This is a genomic window from Mongoliimonas terrestris (assembly GCF_001927285.1).
Lineage (GTDB): Bacteria > Pseudomonadota > Alphaproteobacteria > Rhizobiales > Pleomorphomonadaceae > Chthonobacter > Chthonobacter terrestris.
In genome coordinates, this window is the sequence record NZ_MSIG01000006.1 from 137,520 (window position 1) to 160,191 (window position 22,672).

General features: G+C 67.9%; 20 protein-coding genes and 3 pseudogenes. 11 read left to right on the forward strand and 12 right to left on the reverse strand.

The features are described from left to right. Nucleotides 1-3: 3 nt before the first annotated feature. The 10 genes from BUQ68_RS10615 (at nt 4) to guaA (ending at nt 9,200) form a co-directional block, all read left to right on the forward strand. Nucleotides 4-939: an EamA family transporter gene (locus BUQ68_RS10615; RefSeq protein WP_075215939.1), complete on the forward strand. Its 936-nt coding sequence runs from the start codon at nt 4-6 to the stop codon at nt 937-939. 108 nt (nt 940-1,047) lie between these two features. Next, complete coding sequence (locus BUQ68_RS10620; RefSeq protein ID WP_075215940.1) at nt 1,048-2,040, forward strand: sodium-dependent bicarbonate transport family permease; 993 nt, start codon at nt 1,048-1,050, stop codon at nt 2,038-2,040. Between the two features lie 10 nt (nt 2,041-2,050). Next, nucleotides 2,051-2,356, forward strand: coding sequence for a P-II family nitrogen regulator (locus tag BUQ68_RS10625; protein WP_245293215.1), 306 nt, complete (start codon nt 2,051-2,053; stop codon nt 2,354-2,356). Nucleotides 2,357-2,575: 219 nt separating this feature from the next. After that, a complete protein-coding gene (guaB, locus tag BUQ68_RS10630; protein ID WP_075215942.1) occupies nt 2,576-4,081 on the forward strand; it encodes an IMP dehydrogenase in 1,506 nt (501 codons plus the stop codon). Next, nucleotides 4,081-4,509, forward strand: a complete 429-nt coding sequence (locus tag BUQ68_RS10635; RefSeq protein ID WP_075215943.1) for an MAPEG family protein — start codon at nt 4,081-4,083, stop codon at nt 4,507-4,509. The genes guaB and BUQ68_RS10635 overlap by 1 nt, the downstream gene beginning before the upstream one ends. Nucleotides 4,510-4,555: 46 nt before the next feature. After that, entirely contained in the window at nt 4,556-5,356 is an 801-nt protein-coding gene (locus tag BUQ68_RS10640; RefSeq protein WP_075215944.1) for an endonuclease/exonuclease/phosphatase family protein, read from the forward strand. A 102-nt stretch (nt 5,357-5,458) separates the two neighbouring features. Continuing rightward, nucleotides 5,459-6,772: an RsmB/NOP family class I SAM-dependent RNA methyltransferase gene (locus BUQ68_RS10645; RefSeq protein WP_075216126.1), complete on the forward strand. Its 1,314-nt coding sequence runs from the start codon at nt 5,459-5,461 to the stop codon at nt 6,770-6,772. A 106-nt stretch (nt 6,773-6,878) separates the two neighbouring features. Further along, nucleotides 6,879-7,133 carry a FitA-like ribbon-helix-helix domain-containing protein gene (locus BUQ68_RS10650; protein WP_075215945.1) on the forward strand — a complete coding sequence of 85 codons (255 nt, stop codon included), beginning with the start codon at nt 6,879-6,881 and terminating at the stop codon, nt 7,131-7,133. Beyond that, the gene (locus BUQ68_RS10655; RefSeq protein ID WP_075215946.1) at nt 7,130-7,564 is read left to right on the forward strand and encodes a type II toxin-antitoxin system VapC family toxin; all 435 of its coding nucleotides are present in this window, start codon (nt 7,130-7,132) and stop codon (nt 7,562-7,564) included. The genes BUQ68_RS10650 and BUQ68_RS10655 overlap by 4 nt, the downstream gene beginning before the upstream one ends. Before the next feature lie 70 nt (nt 7,565-7,634). Next, nucleotides 7,635-9,200: a glutamine-hydrolyzing GMP synthase gene (gene guaA, locus BUQ68_RS10660; protein ID WP_075215947.1), complete on the forward strand. Its 1,566-nt coding sequence runs from the start codon at nt 7,635-7,637 to the stop codon at nt 9,198-9,200. An 87-nt stretch (nt 9,201-9,287) separates the two neighbouring features. Here guaA and BUQ68_RS10665 read toward each other — a convergent pair. The 12 genes and pseudogenes from BUQ68_RS10665 to BUQ68_RS10715 form a co-directional block, all read right to left on the reverse strand. Next, nucleotides 9,288-9,452 (reverse strand): annotated as a pseudogene (locus tag BUQ68_RS10665) (type II toxin-antitoxin system Phd/YefM family antitoxin); the annotation flags it as partial. 287 nt (nt 9,453-9,739) lie between these two features. Beyond that, nucleotides 9,740-10,603 (reverse strand): annotated as a pseudogene (locus tag BUQ68_RS10670) (Ldh family oxidoreductase); the annotation flags it as partial. 15 nt (nt 10,604-10,618) lie between these two features. Continuing rightward, nucleotides 10,619-10,810, reverse strand: a complete 192-nt coding sequence (locus BUQ68_RS23985) for a hypothetical protein (RefSeq protein WP_210215620.1) — start codon at nt 10,808-10,810, stop codon at nt 10,619-10,621. Then, a complete protein-coding gene (locus BUQ68_RS10675; RefSeq protein WP_075215948.1) occupies nt 10,810-12,498 on the reverse strand; it encodes a hydantoinase B/oxoprolinase family protein in 1,689 nt (562 codons plus the stop codon). The genes BUQ68_RS23985 and BUQ68_RS10675 overlap by 1 nt, the downstream gene beginning before the upstream one ends. Before the next feature lie 17 nt (nt 12,499-12,515). Next, a complete protein-coding gene (locus tag BUQ68_RS10680) occupies nt 12,516-14,561 on the reverse strand; it encodes a hydantoinase/oxoprolinase family protein (protein ID WP_075215949.1) in 2,046 nt (681 codons plus the stop codon). A 30-nt stretch (nt 14,562-14,591) separates the two neighbouring features. Then, entirely contained in the window at nt 14,592-15,323 is a 732-nt protein-coding gene (locus tag BUQ68_RS10685; RefSeq protein WP_075215950.1) for an HpcH/HpaI aldolase family protein, read from the reverse strand. 76 nt (nt 15,324-15,399) lie between these two features. Further along, on the reverse strand, nt 15,400-16,194 hold the full coding sequence (locus tag BUQ68_RS10690) for an ABC transporter permease (protein WP_075215951.1): 795 nt from the start codon (nt 16,192-16,194) through the stop codon (nt 15,400-15,402). A 3-nt stretch (nt 16,195-16,197) separates the two neighbouring features. Then, the gene (locus BUQ68_RS10695) at nt 16,198-17,079 is read right to left on the reverse strand and encodes an ABC transporter permease (protein WP_245293216.1); all 882 of its coding nucleotides are present in this window, start codon (nt 17,077-17,079) and stop codon (nt 16,198-16,200) included. After that, on the reverse strand, nt 17,076-18,188 hold the full coding sequence (locus BUQ68_RS10700; RefSeq protein WP_083656477.1) for an ABC transporter ATP-binding protein: 1,113 nt from the start codon (nt 18,186-18,188) through the stop codon (nt 17,076-17,078). The genes BUQ68_RS10695 and BUQ68_RS10700 overlap by 4 nt, the downstream gene beginning before the upstream one ends. A gap of 28 nt (nt 18,189-18,216) precedes the next feature. Beyond that, nucleotides 18,217-19,260, reverse strand: coding sequence for an ABC transporter substrate-binding protein (locus tag BUQ68_RS10705; protein WP_075215952.1), 1,044 nt, complete (start codon nt 19,258-19,260; stop codon nt 18,217-18,219). A gap of 47 nt (nt 19,261-19,307) precedes the next feature. Continuing rightward, the gene (locus BUQ68_RS10710) at nt 19,308-19,970 is read right to left on the reverse strand and encodes an RraA family protein (protein WP_075215953.1); all 663 of its coding nucleotides are present in this window, start codon (nt 19,968-19,970) and stop codon (nt 19,308-19,310) included. A 433-nt stretch (nt 19,971-20,403) separates the two neighbouring features. Continuing rightward, the gene (locus BUQ68_RS10715; protein WP_075215954.1) at nt 20,404-21,324 is read right to left on the reverse strand and encodes a LysR family transcriptional regulator; all 921 of its coding nucleotides are present in this window, start codon (nt 21,322-21,324) and stop codon (nt 20,404-20,406) included. A gap of 357 nt (nt 21,325-21,681) precedes the next feature. Between BUQ68_RS10715 and BUQ68_RS10720 the strand changes: the two are divergent. Next, nucleotides 21,682-22,371: pseudogene (locus tag BUQ68_RS10720) on the forward strand (nucleotidyl transferase AbiEii/AbiGii toxin family protein); the annotation flags it as partial. Nucleotides 22,372-22,672: the final 301 nt, after the last annotated feature.

Genomic DNA, 22,672 nt, shown 5'->3' on the forward strand with positions numbered 1-22,672 from the left:
GCCGTGGCACCAGCCCTCGTCGCATCGCATCGCCTCAAGCCTCTCGACGGCGCCGTCCTGGTGCTGGTCGCCTTCGTTTGGGGCTTCAACTTCGTCGTCATCGCGGTCGGGCTGGACTCGTTTCCGCCACTGCTCTTCTCGGCGCTCCGTTTCCTGATCTGCGCCTTTCCGGCCGTGCTGATCCTGCCGCGCCCGAACATACCCTGGCGCGACCTGATCGCCCTCGGCATCGTGCTCGGCACCTTGCTGTTCGGCTTCCTGTTCGTCGGCATCCACGTGGGCGTCCCGCCTGGACTGGCCTCCCTGCTGATGCAGACTCAGGTGTTCTTCACGCTCATCCTCAGCGTCGCCCTTCTTGGCGAACGGCCGCGGGCCCTCAACTGGGCGGCGCTTGCCGTCGGTTTCGGTGGTATCGCGCTGATCGCCTCGGAGCAGACTCGTGCTGGCAGCGGCCTCGCGCTTGTCCTGGTGCTGTCCGGAGCCCTCTCGTGGGGGGTCGCCAACGTGATGATAAAGCGCCTGCCACGGGTGAACATGCTGCACCTGATGGTCTGGATCAGCCTCGTGCCGCCGATCCCCTTGGTGGCGCTGTCCCTGGTGGTGGATGGTCCAGGCACGATCGCGGCGGCGCTTGCCGGCTTCGATCTATCCGGCATGGCGGCGGTGCTCTACACCGGGCTCGTGTCGACGATCCTCGCCTATGGCATCTGGGGCCGCATGCTGCAGCGCTACCCGACCGCCGTCGTGACGCCGTTCGCGCTGCTGGTGCCGATCTTCGGGCTCGGGTCGGCCGTGATCGCCCTTGGCGAACGCTACACGGAGCGCGACATCGCGGCCGGGATTCTGGTGCTCTCGGCGCTGGCGTTGAACACGCTGGCCGCGCGCCGGCCGCGGCCCGTCGCGGCGCCCAGCGTGGACGCGGCCGAAGCCGGACGCTAAGCCGCGACATTTTCCCCTCTCACGGCCTCTTGCAGTGCACAAGCCGCACCCCAATCTGCCCCCACGCGGCCAGACTTGCCGCGCGCGTGAGCAGGGGGGTGCACGGCCATGTCGGGGGTTGAACTCGCGATCCAGAATCTCACGTCGCCGATGGTGCTCTTCTTCGCCCTCGGCGCCTTCGCGGCGCTCGTGCGATCGGATCTGACCATCCCCGAGGCGGTGGCCAAAACCTTGGCGCTCTACCTGATGCTGTCGATCGGCTTCAAGGGCGGGGTGGAGGTGGCCAAGTCCGGCATCGACGCCACCATGGTGCTGACCATCGCGGCGTCGATCGTGCTCTCCTTCGCCATCCCGGTGATCGGCTACACGCTCCTGCGCGCCACCACACGCCTCTCGGCGGTGGACGCGGCTGCCGTGTCGGCCCACTACGGGTCGATCTCCATCGTGACCTTCGTGGCGGCGACGGAGGTGGTGCGCAGCCTGGGGCTGACGTTCGAAGGCTATCTGATCGCGGTGGCCGCCGTGATGGAGACGCCCGCCATCGTCTCCGCGCTGCTGCTCGCCCGGCGGGGCAGCCGGCAGGAGGGCGGCAAGACCGACGAAGGCGAGAGCATGCCGGCGCTCCTGCGCGAGGTTGCGTTCAACGGGTCGGTGGTAATGCTGGTCGGTTCGTTCGTGATCGGCTGGATCAGCGGCGAGCGCGGCATGGCGATGATCGCGCCCTTCGTGGTCGACCCGTTCCGGGGCATTCTCTGCCTCTTCCTTCTCGACATGGGCCTCGTGGCGGGCCGTGGCCTGCGCCAGAGCGGCAAGGTGCTGACGCCGCCCGCGCTCGCGTTCGGCATCTATTTTCCGCTGATCTCGGCGACGCTCGCTGGGCTCTTCTGCCTGATGCTCGACCTTTCGGTCGGCGGCGCGGCGCTTCTGATCACGCTCGCGGCCTCCGCCTCCTACATCGCCGTGCCGGCGGCGATGCGCCTCGCCTTGCCGCAGGCCAATCCGGCGCTCTATCTCAGCCTGTCGCTGGGCGTGACCTTTCCGTTCAACCTCACCCTAGGCATCCCGCTCTATGTGTGGATGGCCGAAACCGTCGCGGGCTGATGCCATGCAGATGCATTCCAAGAAGCGGATCGAGATCATCGTCGAGGCGCCGGTGCTCAACCGGCTGACCGATCTCCTCGACCGGCTGGACGCCACCGGCTACACGGTGGTGCCTGTCCTTGGCGGTCGCGGACGCGGCGGGTCGTGGAGCCGGGAGGGTCTCGCCACCGAGGCGGGACGCATGGTGATGGTGATCGTCGTCACCGGCGAGGAGCGGCTCGACGCTATCCTGACCCCGGTCTTCGGGCTTGTAACGCGCCAGATCGGGATCGTCACCGTGTCAGACGTGATGGTGATGCGGCCGGAGCATTTCTGAGCCGAAGTGGACAGAGGCCCGTGCCGTATCGCGGTGGCCCGCATGGGCGGCCCACCGCGATGCGGCATGGCGCTTCCCCTTCCGCCACACCCATGTTAAAGACCGCCGCCAACTTGCAAACGTGTCGGGACCGTCCGGGCGACTCGCAAACACATGCGATGAGCCAGGATCGACGCATCCCATCGTCCCGGCGACCGCAGCCGCACATCGGAGTTGGCCATGACCGTCTTCCTTGATCCCATCCACGGCGGGCAGCTCGCGCTCACCTTCGACGACGTGCTGCTGACGCCCGGCCATTCGGAAGTCATGCCGTCGGAAACCGACGTGAAGACCCGTCTGACCCGCGGCATCGAGCTCAACATCCCCATCCTGTCGTCCGCCATGGACACGGTGACGGAGGCGCGCCTCGCCATCGCCATGGCGCAGGCCGGCGGCATCGGCGTCATCCACCGCAACCTGGAGCCGGCCGTGCAGGCCGAGCAGGTGCGGCAGGTGAAGAAGTTCGAGAGCGGCATGGTGGTGAACCCGGTGGTGATCGGCCCCGAGGCGACGCTGCGCGATGCGCTGAACCTGATGAAGGCGCACAACATCTCCGGCATCCCGGTGGTGCAGAACGCCGCGGACGGCGGCCGCGTCACCGGTCGGCTCGTCGGCATCCTGACCAACCGCGACGTGCGCTTTGCCTCCGACCCGAACCAGCGGGTCTACGAGCTGATGACCCGGGAGGGGCTCATCACGGTCAAGGAGGGCGTCACCCACGACGAGGCCAAGCGGCTCCTCCACCAGCACCGGATCGAGAAGCTTCTGGTGGTGGACGACCAGTTCCACTGCACCGGCCTCATCACCGTCAAGGACATCGAGAAGGCGCGCCTGCACCCGAACGCCGCCAAGGACGAGCAGGGGCGCCTTCGCGTCGCCGCCGCCACCACGGTGGGCGACCAGGGCCACGAGCGGTCGCAGATGCTGATCGACGCGGGCGTGGACCTACTCGTGGTCGATACGGCCCACGGCCATTCGGAGCGGGTGCTGCAGGCCGTCACCAAGGTGAAGAAGCTCTCCAACCATGTGCAGGTGATCGCCGGCAACGTGGCGACCGGCGCCGGCACCAAGGCGCTGATCGACGCGGGCGCCGACGCCGTGAAGGTCGGCATCGGGCCGGGGTCCATCTGCACCACCCGGATCGTCGCGGGCGTCGGCGTGCCGCAGCTCACCGCCATCATGGAATCCGTGGCGGCAGCGCGGGACTCCGGCGTGCCTGTGATCGCCGACGGCGGCATCCGCTATTCGGGCGACCTTGCCAAGGCGCTCGCCGCCGGCGCGTCCGCGGTGATGATCGGATCGCTGTTCGCCGGCACGGAGGAAAGCCCGGGGGAGGTCTACCTGCACCAGGGCCGCAGCTACAAGGCCTACCGGGGCATGGGTTCGGTCGGCGCCATGGCACGCGGCTCGGCCGACCGCTACTTCCAGGCGGAGGTGCGGGACGCGCTGAAGCTGGTGCCGGAGGGCATCGAGGGCCAGGTGCCCTACAAGGGCCCGCTTGGCTCGGTGCTGCACCAGCTCGTCGGCGGCATTCGCGCCGCGATGGGTTATGTGGGCGCTCACACGATCGAGGAACTTCAGGAGAAGGCGCGCTTCGTGCGCATCTCGCCGGCCGGCATGCGGGAGAGCCACGCCCACGACGTGACCATCACCCGCGAAAGCCCGAACTACCCGGGCGCCGTCTGATGACGGCGGCCGCCACGGCCCTGGTGCTGGCCATGCTGGTCCAGATCACCTGGACCTTCATCGTCATGCTGCGGACGGGACGGGCGCGGTTCGCGGCCATCAAGACAGGGCGCGTCGGCAAGGCGGCGGCGCTCGACAGCCAAGCCTGGCCGGACGACGTGCGAAAGCACGGCAACAACATGAACAACCAGTTCGAGACGCCGACGCTCTTCTACGCGCTCGTGCTGCTCGCCGTGGTGCTGGGGATGGCCGATGCCGTGCTGGCGGTGCTCGCCTGGGTGTTCGTGGCAAGCCGGGTGGTGCACACCGTCATCCACACGGGCTCCAACGTCGTCTCCCGGCGCTTCCGGGTGTTCCTCATCGGCACCGGCTCGCTGATGCTGATGACGGGGTGGATCGCCGTGCGCGTGGTGATGACGGCGCTCTGACCCGGATCGCCGGCCGCAGACCACAGACCGCCGGAGGACATGGCCCATGAAGATCCTCTGTCTCAACGGCTGGGGTGGCCGGCTTCACGATGCCCTCGCGGCCTATGTGGCCGCCGAGGATCCGGACGTCCTCTGCCTCCAGGAGGTGGTCCATACGCCGGCGACCGGGAGGGATTGGCTGACCTATCGGGACGGCGACCACGTGCTGCCGCAGCGGGCGAACTTCTTCGCCGACGTCTCGGCCGTGCTGCCGGGCCATGTGGCCACCTTCTGCCCGGCGGCCCGGGGCGTGCTCTACGACGGCGACGATCCCGTGCCCTCCTACTGGGGTCTAGCCACCTTCGTCCGCTCCTCGTTGCCGATCGTCGGGCAGGCACAGGGCTTCGTGCACAAGGACTATGGCGCGGACGGTTACGGGGAGCATCCGCGCTCGCGCATCGCCCACGCGGTCCGCATCCATGGCGGCACGGCGGAGGGGATCGTGACCATCGCCCACATGCACGGGCTGCGCGACCTCGCGGGCAAGATGGACACGCCCGAGCGCGCCGCCCAGGCGCATCGGCTTGCCGAACTTGTGCGCTTCGTGGCGGGGAAGGATGATCCGGTCGTCGTCTGCGGCGACTTCAACGTGGAGCCCGAGAGCGAGACGTTCCGGATCCTGGCCGGCCTCGGTCTGGCGGACCTCGTAACCGCGAGCGGTAGCGACGGCACCCGAACGTCTCACTACGGCAAGCCGGGGCGGTTCGCGGACTACATGCTCGTCAACGAGAAAGTCCGCGTGCGACGGTTCGAGGTGGTCGCCATGCCGGAAGTCTCGGACCATCGGCCAATCGTTCTGGAAATCTGAGGCGATCGCGATCCGGCCGGCACCGCCGATCCGTCATGCTCTTGTGACAGGTGTCCATCTCGCTTAGGACGGGGCCATACGGGTCAACCGAGGATGGACACCATGAAAGACGGCGGGCGCCTTGCGGCAGCGATCGAAGTGCTGGAGGACGTGGAGAAGCGTCGTCGACCGGTGCAGGATGCGCTGAAGGACTGGGGCCTCGCCCACCGCTTCGCCGGATCGCGCGACCGGAACGCCGTCGGCAACCTGGTGTTCGACACTCTGCGCCGGCGCGGGTCCCTGGCCGCACTGATGGGTTCGGATTCGCCGCGCGCCCTGACGCTCGCCTGCTACGTGCGGCTCTGGGGGCGGGGGGTCGCGGGGCTCGACGCGGCGCTCGGCGACGACCGCCACGCGCCTGCCCCGCTTGCCGACGACGAGCGCCAGCGCCTGGACGCCGGTGAAATTCCGGCCGACGCGCCGCGCTGGATGCGCGCCGACGTTCCGGACTGGCTGGAGGCCTCGCTCGCCCGCGCGTTCGGCGACCGGCTGGAGGCGGAAGGCGACGGCCTCGCCGGCCGGCCCGACGTGGACCTTCGCGTCAACACGCTGAAGAGCGATCGCGACGCGGTGCTGAAGGCGCTGGACCAGTTGGGCGCGGAACCCTGCCGGTGGTCGCCCGTGGGCGTACGGATCCCCACCGGCTCGGCGGACGACAAGCCGCCGCACGTGGCCTCCGAACTCTCCTACAAGAAGGGCTGGTTCGAGATCCAGGACGAGGGCAGCCAGATCGCAGCCCTCCTGTCGCTGGCCCAGGCGGGCGAGCAGGCGGTGGACCTTTGCGCCGGCGCCGGCGGCAAGGCGCTGGCGCTCGCCGCCGCCATGGAGAACCGCGGCCAGATCTATGCCTACGACAGCGACAAGCGCCGGTTCGGAGACATCCTGGACCGGATCGGCCGCTCCGGGGCGCACAACATCCAGATCCGCGAGCCGCGCAAGACGGACGTGCTGGCCGATCTCGCCGGCCGCATGGACGTGGTGCTGGTGGACGCCCCCTGCACCGGTTCCGGCACCTGGCGCCGCCGACCCGACGCCAAGTGGCGCCTTGCCCCCGGCGCCCTGGAGACCCGGCGGGAAGAGCAGGTGCATGTGCTGGAGGACGCCGCGCGGCTCGTGCGGCCGGGCGGCCGGCTCGTCTACGTGACCTGCTCCGTGCTGCCGGAGGAGAACGAGGACCAGGTGGCGGCCTTCCTTCAGCGCCACCCGGACTTCCGCCTGGGCGACACCGCAGCCGCCTGGACCCACGTCACCGGCGCCGATCCGGTGGCCGGCACGGTGGTGGCGACGGCGGAGGGCGGAGGCTCCGCCCTCCGCCTGACGCCTGCGACGACCGGGACGGACGGCTTCTTCTCCGCGATCCTGATCCGCACGGGCTGAGGGTCGGACTGCCGCTGGCGGCCCCCTCCCGTGGAACGGAAGCGCAACGAAGGGCTCGCATGCCCTTGTGAGTTGTGCTAAGGGTTGCGCGATGAAGAGGCCTGCGATGAACCAGATCGTGCTCAGCGGCATCGACGACGACACCGTGCAATCCCTCAAGGCCAGCGCCGCCCGTAGCGGCCTGTCCGTGGAGGACTATGTGCAGCACGTGCTGGAGGTGCACGAGGCACGCACTTCGCGGGCGGCGTTCGCCAAGCTGGCGCGTGACATCCGAGATCGCGTCGCCGCCCGCAACGCGGGCAAGCCGCCTGCGGAGGACAGCGTGACGATCCTCCGGCGTTTGCGGGGCTACGAGGATTGATCGTCGTCGACGCGAATGTTCTCGTGAAAGCGATTGTTCCGGAACTCGAATCGGACGCCGCTGAGCGCCTGCTCTACGGCGACGAGCCGGTGCTCGTTCCGGCGCACGCGATGGCCGAAGTGTTCGAAGTTCTGTCGCGACACTGCCTACGGGACGAAATGGACCATGGCGATCTCGCGCGCGCTCACAACGTCATGATGCCGTTTGTCAGTACGGCCGATTTGGAACCTTTGCTGCTCGCGGCCTGCGACATTGCGGTGGCGTGCCGTGTGTCTGTCTACGACGCGCTCTATGTGGCGCTCGCGATCAAGCTGGACGCGTTGTTCGTCACCGCCGACATGCGATTGATCCGGGCGCTGGCCGAGACGCCGCACGCGGGACGGCTCGTGCCGTTGGCGGCTGTCACTTTCCCCTTGCCCCTGGCACCCTGACGCCTTAACGGATGCGGGCATTCCTTCCCGTCCGCGGCCGCTGCCGCACCCGACCGCACGAGGGGTGCAGATGTCCCACGAGTCCCTGCTCATCATCGATTTCGGCAGCCAGGTCACCCAGCTGATCGCGCGCCGCATCCGCGAGGCGGGGGTCTATTGCGAGATCCATCCGTTCCAGAACGCCCTTGAGGCTTTTCTGAAGCTCAAGCCGAAGGGCGTGATCTTCTCCGGCGGTCCGGCGTCGGTGACCGCGGACGGCAGCCCGCGGGCGCCGCAAGCGGTGATCGACGCGGGCGTGCCCATTCTCGGCATCTGCTACGGCCAGCAGACCCTCTGCGTCCAGCTCGGTGGCACCGTGGAGGGTGGCCACGCGGCGGAGTTCGGCCGCGCCGACATCGAGATCAAGGCCGTGAGCCCGCTGTTCGAGGGCCTCTGGACGATCGGCGGCCGCTATCCGGTGTGGATGAGCCACGGCGACCGGGTGACGAAGCTGCCGGACGGCTTCGAAGTGCTCGCCACGTCCGAGAACGCGCCCTTTGCCATCGCGGCGGACGAGAGCCGGCGCTACTACACCACCATGTTTCACCCGGAGGTGGTGCACACGCCGGACGGCGCGCGGCTCCTCTCCAACTTCGTCCACCGGATCGTCGGCCTGAAGTCGGACTGGACCATGGCGGCCTACCGGGCCGAGATGATCGCCAAGATCCGCCGGCAGGTGGGCGACGGCCGGGTGCTTTGCGGGCTCTCCGGCGGTGTTGACTCCTCGGTCGCCGCCATCCTGATCCATGAGGCGATCGGCGACCAGCTCACCTGCGTCTACGTCGACCACGGCCTGATGCGCCAAGGCGAGAGCGAGCAGGTGGTCGGCATGTTCCGGGATCACTACAACATCCCGCTCGTCCACGTTGATGCGTCGGAGCTTTTCCTCACCGAGCTTGCCGGCGTCGTCGACCCGGAGGTGAAGCGCAAGACCATCGGGCGTCTGTTCATCGAGGTGTTCGAGCGCGAGGCCCACCGTATCGCCGAGGACGGCAAGGGCGCGCCGGCCTTCCTCGCCCAGGGCACGCTCTATCCGGACGTGATCGAAAGCGTCTCCTTCTCCGGCGGTCCGTCGGTGACGATCAAGAGCCACCACAACGTGGGCGGCCTGCCCGAACGCATGAACATGAAGCTCGTGGAGCCGCTCCGCGAACTCTTCAAGGACGAGGTGCGCGCGCTCGGCCGCGAACTCGGCCTGCCGGAGAGCTTCATCGGTCGCCATCCCTTCCCGGGCCCGGGCCTCGCCATCCGTTGCCCCGGCGCCGTGACCCGCGAGAAGCTGGACATCCTGCGCAAGGCCGACGCCATCTACCTCGACGAGATCCGCAAGGCCGGCCTCTACGACGTCATCTGGCAGGCCTTCGCGGTGCTTCTGCCGGTGCAGACCGTGGGCGTGATGGGCGACTACCGCACCTACGACTTTGTGCTGGCGCTGCGCGCCGTCACCTCCGTCGACGGCATGACCGCCGACTTCTACCCCTACGACATGGCCTTCCTCGGCCGCACAGCCACACGCATCATCAACGAGGTGAGGGGGGTCAACCGGGTGGTGTATGACGTGACGTCAAAGCCGCCGGGAACGATCGAGTGGGAGTGAGGGATACAAACGGCGGCGAAAGCGCAGTTCCGGCGATGGTTTTCGCCTCGAAGTGCTCTGGGAAAGGGTCGGCATCGTTGACGTTCATGACCGGAGCAGCGCGGCATCCATCCGCTTGCTGGGCCGTGCCACGGCGGTGAGCCGAGCAACCAGCTTACCACGGCGGGTGATGTCGATCGACTCTCCAGCCTCTACCCGATCGATCAACTCACTGAGGTGGTCCTTGGCGTCGATCAGATTGACAGCAGTCAGTTTAAATTCTTGACTATGTATTTCCTCGTAGTGCGGATCGCGCCTGAGACTTGCAGCGGGAGACTTGCCGAGTACTATCGCTGAAGACGCGTTTGCCTAAAATGCTCGATCAGTGGGCCCGGCAACGGCTTAAGAACTTGGTCACACAGCTGCAGAACTCAGCGAGTGTCACTGAGGTCTCGGGAACGAAAGCTTTCGCTTTAGATAGAGGCGCAGACCGGTCGGACGAATGATATGGAGACACTCGGGAACCGGGCCTGATCGGTGCTCCGGAAGCCCGTCGGCCGTCATCGCGGCGGCAGGGCCGGGCTATCGTCGTCCGATGCCACTGGACGGGCATAGCGAGTAAGCTTCGCATAGAGATCGGCCTGAACGTCGACGCCCGCGGTGGCGGTCCGGATACGCGCAGCGGCGCGGCGCTGGCCAGGCAGGCGTGCGCCGGTTTGTCCCGTGATCGCGCTGAACAGGCGGGCGAGGCGGGTGTCCGCGGCCGGGCCGGCGATGGGGCCGGGATCGAGGGCCAGAAACATCTGGCCGGTCCGGGGCGGGCCGCCGCTCGCGTTGCCGAAGGGCGAGGCGTCGATCGACAGCGACGACGCGGTGATCCAGGCGGCCATCAGTTCGACGATCAAGGCGAGCCCCGCGCCCTTGGCGCCGCCCGACGGCAGCATGGTGCCGCCGTCGAGCGCGGCGGCCGGGTCGGTGGTCGGCTGACCGTGGCGGTCGAGCGCCCAGCCGAGCGGGATCGCCTCGCCCCGCGATCGACGGACGGCGACCTCGCTCTTGGCCACAACGCTCGACGACTGGTCGAGCACCATCGGGTCCCCATCGGCCCGCGGCACGGCGACGGCGATCGGATTGGTGCCGAACACCGGTCTCGTGCCGCCGAAGGGCGCGATCGAGGCCGGCGCGTTGACGAAGCCGAGCGCGAGCAGGCCGGCCCGCGCGATCCGCTCCACATGATAGCCGACGACGCCGCAGTTGTAGGAGTTGGTGACGGCGAGCGCAGCGATCCCCTGGCTGCGGGCTGCGGCGATGAGTGCGGGCAGACCGAGATCGATCGCCGGATGGGCGAAGCCGTCCGCCGCATCGACGCGGACGAGGCCGGGCGCCGACCGGGTGAGCGTCGGCGTCCCCCGGCCGTCGACTTTCCCGACCCGGACGTGCTAGCAGTAATGCACCACCTGGAGGAGCCCGTGGCTGTGAACCCCGTCGGCTTCCGCCGCCATGGTCGCCTCCGCCACCGGACCCGCCTGATCGTCACCGCAGCCGACCCCGCGAAGGGCGGCCAGCGCGAGGTCGCGGACGTCGGTGAGCGACAGGCGGACCATGGGGATGGGGGAGGGATCGGTCGTCATCACTCGGCCGCCTCTTGCACGGTGGATGCCGGATAGTCGCGGTCGGCGCCGGCCGGTGTGACGAAGCCCCTGGCGCGGTCGCGGTCCACCGCGTAGCGCGGCCGGGATGCGGGGTCGCCCCAGCCGCCGCCGCCGGAGGTCTCGATGGTGATGACGTCGCCGGGACCGATCGGCACGCCCGAAACCTTGGAGCGCAGGCTCTCCGTCCGCCCGTCCGCCCGTGTGACCGTCGTGCGGCTGAGCGAACCCGGCTTGCCGCCGGCGATGCCGTAGGGCGGGTGTCGGAAGCGTTCGAAATTGGTGCTGAGCGAGCCGGTGGCGCCGTCGAGCCGGAATTCGCGCACGAGGCCGAGGCCGCCGCGATGCCGGCCGGGTCCGCCGGAATCCGGGATCAGGCCGTAGCGCAGGAAGGTGACGGGGTATTTCGCCTCGACCATCTCGATCGGCGCGTTGGTGTTGTTGTGGAGGCCGCAGGAGAGGGCACTGGCGCCGTCGCCGCGGGCATGCCCGCCCCAGCCGCCGACCTCGATGTCAAAATAGACCCGGCGCCGCCCGGTCGGCTCGACGGTGGCGAGGGCATAGACATAGGAGATCGCATAATAGGCGGCCGGGATCCGGTCGGGGATGAAGCTTGCAAGAGCGCCGAACACCGCGGTCGCGATCCGGTGGTTGACGACCATCCGGCCGGTGACGGGCGCCGGGAAGGCGGCGTCGACGACGCTGCCCTCCGGCAGGTCGATCGCGATCGGGCGGTAGCAGCCGCTGTTGGCGGGAATATCGGCGCCGAGCGCGGCGAGCAGGGCGTAATAGACCGCCGAGCAGGTCATGGCGCGGGTGTTGTTGACCGGCCCCTGCACCTGCGGGCTGGACCCGGCGAAATCGAGGCGGATCTCCTCGCCCTGCTTGTCGATCCGCACCTTCAGCCGGATCGGGCCGTCGGTCTGGCCGTCGTCGTCGACGAGTTCGACGAACTCGGCGCTACCGTCCGGCAGCGAGGCGATCGCGGCCCGCATCATGCGCTCGGAGCCGTCGAGGATGCCGGTCGTGGCGGCGGCGAGATCGTCGGCGCCGTAGCGGGCGGCGATCCGCTCCATCGCCCGCGCGCCGATGCCGAGCGCCGCGATCTGGGCGTGGAGGTCGCCGCGGGTCTCGTCCGGTTGGCGGACGTTGGCAAGCACGAGGTCGAGGATGGGCTGGTTGAGCACCCCCCGCACGGCGAGCTTCAGCGGCGGGATGCGGATACCCTCCTGGAAGATCTCGCGCGCGTCGGCGTAGTAGCTGCCCGCCGCGCCGCCGCCGACATCGACATGGTGGCAGAGCGTCCCGACGATCGCCACCCGCCGTCCCTGGTGGAACACCGGGCGGAAGGTCTGGATATCCGGCAGGTGCTGGCCGCCCGAATAGGGATCGTTGGTGACGACCACATCGCCGTCCTCCCAGCTCTCCAGCGGAAAGACGTCCGCGATCAGCCGCTCCAGGCAGGCCGACATGGAGTTGAGATGGACCGGGATGCGGGCCGACTGGGCCACCTGCCGGCCTTCGGCGTCGAAGACGGCGGTGGAGAAGTCGAGGATCTCACGCACCACCGTGGACCGGCTGGTGCGCCAGATGGTGATCGACATCTCCTCGGCGGCGGCCACGAGCGCGTTGCGGATAATTTCGACGCGGACGGGGTTGATGGAAAGCATGACGTCTTCGGCGCCTTTCAAGACTGAGCGATGCGGCGGGCGACGAGCGCGCCGAAGGTTTCCAGCACCGCTTCCCAGGCCGGCGGGATGTAGGCGGAGGTGTAGACCTCCTCCACGATGGCGGGACCGGCGATCGGCGCCGCGCCGAGGCCGTCGCGCTGGACGACGTCGGTCTCGGTGAAGCCGCCGCGGGTCCAGACCGGGCGGCGCTCGACGATGCCCGTTGGCAGCGCGGTCGTCTCCCGAGCCGCGACCGGCTTCGGCAGACGGCCGACCGATGCGAGGCGGAGGGCGACCACTTCGATCGGCGTGTCCGGCTCGTCGTAGGAGAAACGCTGCCGATGGAGGGCGTGGAACCGAGCCGCTGCGGCGGTAAGGCCGGCCGGGGAGACGTCGCCGTCGTCGAGCGGAACGGCGAGGTCGAAGGCCTGACCGGCGTAGCGGAGGTCGAGGCTCCAGTCGAAGCGCCGCGCCGCTTCAGTCACGCCGTCCTCGGAAAGCAGGCGGTTCCCGTCCACCGCCAGTCGTCCAGCCGCCACCTTGAGGCGTGGGCCAGCCTCGGCGAGCGGTGAGATCTCTGTCGCCGCAAGGTCATGGACGATATCGGACCAGAGGATCCCCCAAGCCGACAGGGTCGAGGCGTGCGGCGGAAAGATCACTCTGTCGATGCCGAGGTCGTCCGCCACGTCGCAGGCATGCACGCCGCCGGCGCCGCCGAAGCTGAGGAGCGCGAAATCTTCCGGGTCGAGCCCCTTCTCGAACAGCGACAACCGGATCGCGGTCGCGAGACTGGAATTGGTGACGGCGATCACGCCGGCGGCCGTCTCCTCGACGGAAAGGCGGAGCGCCGAGGCGATCGGCGTTGCGGCTTCGGCTGCGAGATCTGGGTCGAGCGGCATGGCGCCGCCCATGAAGCTTGCCGCGCCGAGGCGGCCGAGCAGGAGGTTGGCGTCGGTGACCGTGAGGCTCGTGCCGCCGCGGCGATAACACGCCGGCCCCGGGCGCGCGCCGGCGGAATGCGGCCCGATCCGGAGCCGTCCGCCGTCGTCGACCCAGGCGATCGAGCCGCCGCCGGCGCCGATGGTGCGCATCTCCACCATGGGCAGGCGTACCGGCAGTCCGTCGACCTCGCCCTCCACCACCATGGAGATCGCGCCGTCGTGGACGACAGACACGTCGAAGGAGGTGCCACCCATGTCGACCGCGACGAGGTTGGGCTCGCCGAGCTCGGCCGACAGGCGCCGGGCGGCGGCCGCCCCTCCGCTCGGCCCGGAGAGCAGCAGACGTGCCGGCTCGCGGCCCGCCTTGGCAAGACCGGAGACCCCACCGTTCGACTGGACGAGATAAACCTGCGAGCGCGGCGTCTCCTCCGCCACCCGCTCGGACAGCCGATCGGTGTACCCGGAGACGACCGGGATCAGGAGGGCGTTGAGCACGGTGGTCGAGAGCCGCTCATACTCCCGGATTTCCGGGCTGACATCGGAGGAGAGCGAGACGGCGACCCCCGGCAGCGCCGCGGCGAGGATCTCCCCGACCCGGCGCTCATGCACCGGATTGGCATAGGCGTGGAGCAGGCAGACCGCGACGGCCCGGACACCGGCCGCAAGAAGCCGGTCGGCGACCGCCCGCACGGCGGCGTCGTCCAGCGGGACGCGGACACGGCCGTCCGGCCCGACCCGTTCCGGCACGCCGAAACAGAGCTGCCGGGGCACCAGCGGCGGCCGCGGCGTGAGGGTCAGGGCATAGACGTCACGCCGGCCGTGCCGACCGATCTCCAGGACGTCCTCGAAACCGGCGGTGGTGACCACCGCGCCGGCCGGCAGTTTGCGTTCCAGAACCGCATTGGTCGCGATCGTGGTGCCGTGCAGGATGTGCTCGACGGCGGAAAGCGGAAAGCCGAAGCGCTCGGCGGCGGCGCGGATTCCGCCGATGAGGCCGATCGAGGGATCCTCCGGCGTCGACGGGGTCTTGAACTGATGCACGCGGCCGGTCGCCGCCTCCAGGATCTCGATGTCGGTGAAGGTGCCGCCGATGTCGACGGCGATGCGGATGGGCGCACTCATGGGATCAATGGCCTGTTCGGGGGTGCGGTGTCAGGCGATGCGTTCGCTGGCGAGCTGATCGACCAGCGCCTGGAAGGCGGAGCGGACCATGTAGAACTGGGCGCCCACCACGACGACTTCTGCGCCATGCTGCTGGGCGAGCGCCCGCTCCGGCGCCGTCCAGCCGGGCAGGATCCAGGACTTACCGGCCGCCTTGGCCGCCGCGGCGCAGCGCGCGATGTCCGCCTGATCCCTCTCCGAGAAGGTGTAGCGCTGGGCACCTTGCGTCAGCGACAGGTCGGTCGGTCCGACGAACAACCCGTCGACGGTCGGCAACGCCGCGATCGCCTCGACATCGGCGAGGGCTCCGGGGCTCTCGATCATCGGATAGCAGCGCGTCGCCCGGTTCTGGTCGGCGCCATAGCTGTTGTTTGCCGGTCCGTAGCGGACGGGACGGCCGCCCGAATAGGAACGCGTGCCGAGCGGCGGATACTTCGCCGCCCGGCAGACGGCCTCGGCATGGGCGGCGCTTTCGATATGGGGGATCACGACGGTGTCGGCACCGAAGTCGAGCGCCTGCTGGATCGTTTCGGTCTGCGGTCCGAGCACCTTGGCATAGACGGTCATGCCGAGGGCCCGGCAGAAGGGGATCACCCGATCGAGCGCATCAAGGTCGAAGGTGCCGTGCTCGATGTCCAGCACGACACGGCGGAAACCGAAATCCCAGGCGATCTCGATGTGCGGAATCGTCGGCTGGGTCATCCAGAAGGCGAGGCGTTGCATGGCCGAGTTCCATCGTTGCCCCGGGGCGGTGGCCACGGGGATTGTCGTCAAAGGGGCGGGCGGTGTGACCTGTCGGCTATCGGACGAAGGTTTTCGCAAGTCCCAGGGACCGGTCGACCACGACGACGGCGACCAGGGTGAAGACGACGAGGAGGACCGACACCGCCGCCACCAGCGGATCAGCGCGGTTCTCGACGTGGTTGTACATTTCGACGGGCAAGGTCGAGAGCCTCGGACCGCTCATGAAGAGCGACAGCACGACCTCATCGAAGGAAACCAGGAAGGAGAGCGACCCGGCCGCGATCATCCCCGGCACCATCATCGGCAGCGTCACGCGCCGGAACACGGTGACGGGGGAGGCGCCGAGCGTCGCGGCCGCCTCTTCGACGGCGATCGGCAAGGTCGAAAGCGCCGTGGCGATGACGCGCAAGGTATAGGGCAGCGTCACGACAAGATGGGCGACGAACATGCCTTGCGGCGTGGCAAGCAGCCCCGCCCGGGAAAAGACGATCAGCATCGCGAGGCCGAGCACGATCGAGGGCAGCAACAGCGGCGCGGTGAAAAAGCCCATCATCGCATCCCCGCCGCGCGGGGCGAGCCGGACGAGCGCATAGGCGGCCGGCACGGCGACGAAGAGGTTCACGGCCGTCACCGCCGTGGCGAGTTTCAGGCTGAACAGGAAGGCCGCCAGCATCTTCTCGTTCTCGGCGATCGCCGCATACCAGCGCAGGCTCCAGCTCTCCGGCGGAAAGGCCATGAAGACCTCGCCGGAGAAGGACAGCGGCACAACGATCAGAACCGGAGCGAGCAGAAACAGAAAGCCGACGGCCGCGAGGATCTTCAGGATGGGAGAGATCGGTCTTTCGTCCATGGCTCATCCGATCGATCTGAGAATGCGCCCGTAGAGCGCGAGGGCGACGCCGAACACGAGCAGCACGATGATCGACAGCGTGGCGGCGAGCGGCCAGTCCAGCGTCACCATCGCTTGGTCGTAGACCTCGGTCGCCAGCAGGAAGACACGGCCGCCGCCGAGCAGCTTCGGCGTGATGAAGGACGAGATCGCAAGGACGAAGGTCAGCAACGAACCGAGCGCGATGCCGGGCAGCGACAGCGGCAGGACGATCCGCACGAACACCCGCCATGGCGGCGCGCCCAGCGTGGCCGCGGCCTCTTCGACTCGCGGATCGAGCCGCCCGAGACCGGCGAGCAGCGCGACGATCATGTAGGGCATCAGGATCTCGGTCAGGCCGATGGTCACGCCCGTCAGGTTGAACATCAGCCGGACCGGCTCGCTGGCGCCGAGCGCCATCAGCCCCTGGTTCACCAGACCCTGGTCCGACAGAATGGCGATCCAGCCATAGGTGCGCACAACCGCCGAGAGCAGCAGCGGCGAGATCACCATGACGAGCAGCGCATTGCGCCAGAGGCCGGTGGAGCGGTGCAGATAGAGCGCGATCGGATAGGAGACGGCGAGGGTGAGGGCGGTGATCACGAGACTCGTGCGCACGCTGTTCCACAGAAGCTCCCAATAGAAAGGATCGGTTGCGACAAGCAGCCATTTGGCCATCGACCAACCGCCGGTCATGGCACCCGACGATCGCACCTCCGACACGGACAGAATGGCAAGATTGGCAACCGGCAGCACGAAGCCGATCAGGTTCACGATTGTGATCGGAACCAGCAGCATGAGCGCAATCGGCGCGGCTCCGAAGTCGGCGTCGCGACCGGAGACCTTCGATATGGCGGCGGCGGTCACGGCGCCGCCTCGTAGACGAGCGTGTCCGCCGGAGCCCATGTCAGCGTCACGGCGGTGCCGGCCGGCGCGATGCGGCCGTGGCCGACGGTCGCCTCCTCAACCATGAAGGTGAGGCCGTCGGCATCGACCAGGTACTGCACGAAGTCGCCCGAATAGGTCGTCCGGCGCACTATGCCGGTGACGCTGTTGAGCCCATCCGCTGGGACGCACCCGGCCGCAGCAAGCGCGACCCTGTGCGGACGGATCATCACCTCGACCGGGCCGGACCGTTGCGTCGCCGCCCGGACGGCGAGGTCGCCGAGCCGGATCGTCGTGCCGTGGGCGTTGCCGGTGAAACGGTTGGTCCGGCCGACGAAGCGCGCAACGAAGGGTGTCGCGGGGCGCTCGTAGAGGTCTTCCGGCCTGCCGATCTGCTCGATCCGACCGTGGCTCATCACCACGATCCGGTCGGACATGGTGAGCGCCTCGTCCTGATCATGGGTGACGAAGAGGGCGGTGGTGCCGAGCCGCTGCTGGATTTCGCGGATCTCGCTGCGCATCTCCTCGCGCAGCTTGGCGTCGAGATTGGACAAGGGTTCGTCGAACAGCAGGATCGAAGGGCGAACCACGAGGGCGCGGGCCAGGGCCACCCGCTGCTGCTGCCCGCCGGACAGCTGCGCCGGCCTGCGGTCTTCCCGGCCCTCCAGGCGGACCATGGCGACCGCCTCGGCGACCCGCGCCGCGATTTCCATGCGGGGCAACCGCCGCATTTCGAGGCCGAAGGCGACATTCTGGGCGATGGTCATGTGCGGGAACAGCGCATAGCTCTGGAACACGAGGCCCATGTCGCGCTTGTGGGGCGGGACGGCGGTCAGATCCTGACCGGCGACCACGATCCGGCCACCACTCGTCGGCACGAGGCCGGCGATCATGCGCAGCGTGGTGGTCTTACCGCAGCCGGAGGGGCCGAGCAGGGCGACGAACTCGCCCTGCGCGACGTCGAGGTCGATGGCTTCGACCGCCAGGAAGTCGTGATACCGCTTGGTGAGGCCCTGGAGGGAGAGGTAGCCCTGTCCGGCCCTTGGCCCAGCGGCCGCAACGGTCATGTCGGTCGGCGCCTGGTGCATCATCGGTTCGCCTTTCGTCCGTTGCGTGGCGTCAGCGCGACAGCGGAAGCACGCGGCGGCGCCACTCCTCGGTGACCTTGTCGCGGACCTTGGCGACCGCGATCCAGTCGATCGGGACGACCTTGTCGAGCGACTTGAGGACCGTGCGGTCGATCGCGGCCGGATCGATATCGGCCTTGGCGTTGGTGGGCGCGTAGAACATCGTCTCGGTGAAGCGCTTCTGGGTTTCGGCGGAGAGGGCGTAGGCGATGAACTTCTTGGCCGCCTCGGCTTCGGGCGCGCCGTTGACCAGGCTGATGATGTTGACCTGGAAGGCGGTGCCTTCCGCAGGGATCGTCGCCTTCAGCTTGCCGCCGGAGGTGTCGGAGTTGACCTGCGCCCGTGCGTTCCAGCCGACGCCGATGGTGGCCTGGCCGGCGATGATCGGCGCGTAGACTTCGGGCTTCGGCTCCCAGGTCTGGACGTTCGGCGCGATCGGCGCCATCGCCTCCATGCCCTTGTCGAACAGGCCGTCGACACCGGGACCGCCGTTCTTGGCGTCGAGGATCATGACCAGTGAGGAGCCCTGGATGTCCGGAACGCCGGGGATCACCACCTTGCCCTTGGCGGCCTCGTCTGCCATGGCGAGATAGGATGTCGGCGCTTCGGGATAGGCGTCCGTGTTGTAGATGAGGACGAGGTTGTCGAAGGTGACCGCGACGCCAGCGACCTCCGCGAACCGCGCATTCGGATAGAGCTCGGAAACGACGGGCATGTTCTGCTCGTCGAGCTTGGTGTAGAGGCCTTCGTCCGATCCGACCTTGGCCACCGAAACGTCCATGATCACCACGTCAACCTGCGGGGCCGCCGCCTGGGCGCGCAATTGGCCGATCATCGCCGCCGAGCCCGGCTGGGGCGCGTAGTTGACCTTGATCCCCGGATTGGCTGCCTCGAACGGCGCGATGACCGCCTTGGTGTAGAGATCCTGGAACAGGCCGGTGTAGGCCATCACGGTGATTTCCTGGGCCGAGGCCGCGCCGGCCGAGACCATGGTGGCGAGCGCCACTGTCGTGTATGCGAAACGTCGAATGGTCATGTCGGCTTCCTTTCTTGCAGGAACATGCGGGTATCGGGCCTCTGGGGTCAGGTTCGACGGGCATCCACCATGGCGCGCGCGCCGGAGATGTCCGGCAGCTTCTCGCCGTTGCGCAGGCGTTCCAGAAGGACCAGTTCGGCCTCCTGCATGGCGATCGCCGTCTCCGCTACGGCGCGCGCCCGGCCGGGATCCAAGACCACCACACCGCTGTCGTCGCAGAGCACCGCGTCGCCCGGGTGCACCACCTGTCCGCCGACGGTGATCGGCACATTGATCGCGCCTTCGACGCCGAGCAGCTTGGTCGTGATCGAGGACGGCCCGCGGCACCACATCGGCAGGTCGACCCGCGCAATCTCGGAGAAATCCGTCGCCGGCCCGTCCACCACGCCCGCCTTCGCCCCGGCGAGCTTCATCGCATTGGTGATCACGCCGCCCCAGCAGGCGTGCCGTTGATCGCCGCAGCGGTCGACGAGGACGATGTCACCCGGACGGACCTCGGCCGTGAGCCAATGCAGGAGAGCGGAGTCCGCGTGCGGGATCCGGATCGTCACGGCCGTTCCTGCGATCCGCTTCATCGGCAGGACCGCCCGAATATCGCGGTCGACAAAGCCGGTATGGAGCACATGCCCGACGGTCGCTGTCTCCACGCGTTCGAGGAGGTCGACCAGATCGGCTGGGATGGAGGGCGGCATTGGCTGGATCGTGAACATGCGAGGCAACTCCCTTGGGCCCGGCAGCGGAAAGTCGGCGAGCGGCGTGGCCGACGGATCGGCCCGACCGACGAAGGCGCGGATCGCGATGCCGATGCACCGTGACCGGAACAACCGCGCACCAGCGTGTGCCCCCAACTGAAAAATGCCTACACTGCAATCATGATGTCGTTTTACAAGGCATGCACTGGCGCCTTCATGGACAGAAAGAAAAAGTCATAACTAACGCGAGCAAAGATGATGGTGCAGCCGCGTGGCTTGTCTTCAACAAGGCCTTGTCGACCCGCCGTTTGCTTCAGAAATACAATAGATGTATTTGGTGTTCGGCAAACACCAAATTTCTATGCGAAGCGATAAGGAAAACTGATCGTATTCCTGTCTGGCCGAGCCGGACGCCGCGGCCGCCTCCGAACTGAGCAGGAGACGGTCGCCTTCAGCCGATCGGCTGGCCGTCCGGACCGGAGGCCGCGAACGTGACGGCCACATCCGCGGCCATGGCGGCGATTGCCGCCGGCAGCGGATTGTCGGGTCGCTGGACATAGACGGCATGGAGCGGCATCGGCGCGAGTTCGGCGGCGACGTCGAGTTCGACCAGTTCGCCGCGCAGCACCGGATCGCGCACGACGGCCCGTGGAACGGCGGCGATGCCGGCGCCGCTGACTGCGAGGCGGATGATCGTGGCCAGCGAATTGGTGTTGTAGATGCGCACCTGGTCCGGCTCGATCCCCGCCGTCGTCAACAGCCGGATGATGGCGTGATAGGGTTGGGAGCCCTTCGAATATCCGATCAGCGGCTGGGCCAGGAGATCAGCGAGTTCCAATCGAGTGCCGGTTTGCGCCAGGACCGGCGCCGCGAACCAGCCGTAGTCGAGTTGCATCAGCTCGAGGTTGATCAGGTCCGGTCCGTGAACAGGGCCGACGATCAGCGCGAGGTCGATCTGTCGCTCGCCGAGTTGCCGGGCAACGGCCAGGCTGGTGTCGACGCCGAGATCCAGGCTGACGGCTGGATAGCGGTCCTTGAGCCGGTGAAGCAGGGCGGGCAGCCACGTGTAGACCACCGTATCGATGGTCCCGATCGAGATCGCCCCCCGCAACGCGTGACCGTCCCCGATCTGTTCGCGAAACTCGTGGGTGAGGCGGACGATCGCCTCCGCCCGGGCGAGCGCCTTCTCGCCGTCGGAACTGAGGCGCACCGTCCGTGGATCGCGGTCGAACAGCCGGACGCCAAGATCGCGCTCCAGCGTCGCGATCCGGTTCGAGACCGATGCCTGGGTGGTGTTGAGCCGCTCGGCCGCCGCCGAAAAACTCCTCAGCCGCGCCACCCAGAGAAAGGTTTCCAGAAAGCGGGTGTTCATCGCTGTCGGTCCGCAACCCGTCCCGCGCCGGATCCTCTCCGATAGACCTTGGAGGCGTCCGGTGTTTCAGTTTCAGGGTGTCGGAACGCGCCCTGTGGTCGCCACCATGCAAGAAAATAGCCAGAGCGCCGCATAATACTGCGGCCAATTTGCCACAAACGGGCGACCAGCGGCGTCGGATGATGCTGTTGCGGCGTATAGCCGGCGCTGATTCCGCATAAGCGAGTTGCATGCCAATTGAATGGCGACAGATGTAGCTGCGCAAGGGGCCGGAATGCTGGTGCAAAGTCTCGGATGATAGACTTGCTAAATTGAGCTTTCATATCGTGGCTGAACCCACCTCCCAGCACCGTGGCACCCCGCGACCTTGACCTGCTAGGTATTGGCGAAGCGAGCCCCGAGCCGATGCTGGCGACATTTCGGGAGATCCTGGCGCAGGACGTCGACGATGGCGTCTAGTTCGACGCTGACGCCCTTCGCGTCGACCGCATCCGAGAGGAACTGGACTCTGGCGGGCTCAGGCTTCGGGCGACGGCCTCGATCAGCGGCGCGCGGATCAGCCTGACGAAAGACATTGGCTTTGGCGATGCGCTGGAACCTGGTGCCGAAGAACTGGACTATCCGTCCATGTTGGACTTTCCCACGCCCCGACTGCGGGATTATGCGCGAGAGACCGTCATTGCCGAGAAATTCCAGGCGATGGTGGCACTCGGGCGGGCCAACAGTCGGATGAAGGACTTATACGAGATCTGGATACTCAGCCGGTGCTTCACCTTCGACGATGACAGGTTGCCGCGAGCGATTGCCGCCACCTTCACACGGCGCGCGACGGCGAAACCTCGCGACCTGCCGGATGCGCTGACACCGACCTTTGCCGAGGATGCACAGAAGCAGCGACAGTGGAGGGCTTTCGTCGGAGATGTCGCCCACGACCCGGGTGATTTCGAGACCGTCGTTCGAGACATCGGAGCATTCCTCATGCCCCAGGCGTCCTTGGCGGCGAGATTGCGATACGTGGTGGTGAGGATCCTTAACGCGGCCGGTTGAGTCGGTCACAGAGCGACGCGAGGTGCGAAAATCGTCCGACCGTCCTCGATAGTTGGCGAACGTCAGAAGTACTCTCGCGTTGATTACCCTTTAATATCAATACCGGAATTTTTCGACGACCCGAGCGTCGGCTTTTCGGGCCCGCAAAGGCGCTGCTGTTCGGGTCCGACGGTCGGACGCTGCTGCCCGCGCGCGCCGCCTGACCCCGAAGGCTGCCCGTGCGCGGCTGGACGGTTGGCGGCCGGGCGCTCGCGTGCGATCACGGCAGGAGGAGCGGTGCCGGTCCGGCCGGCGCGATGCC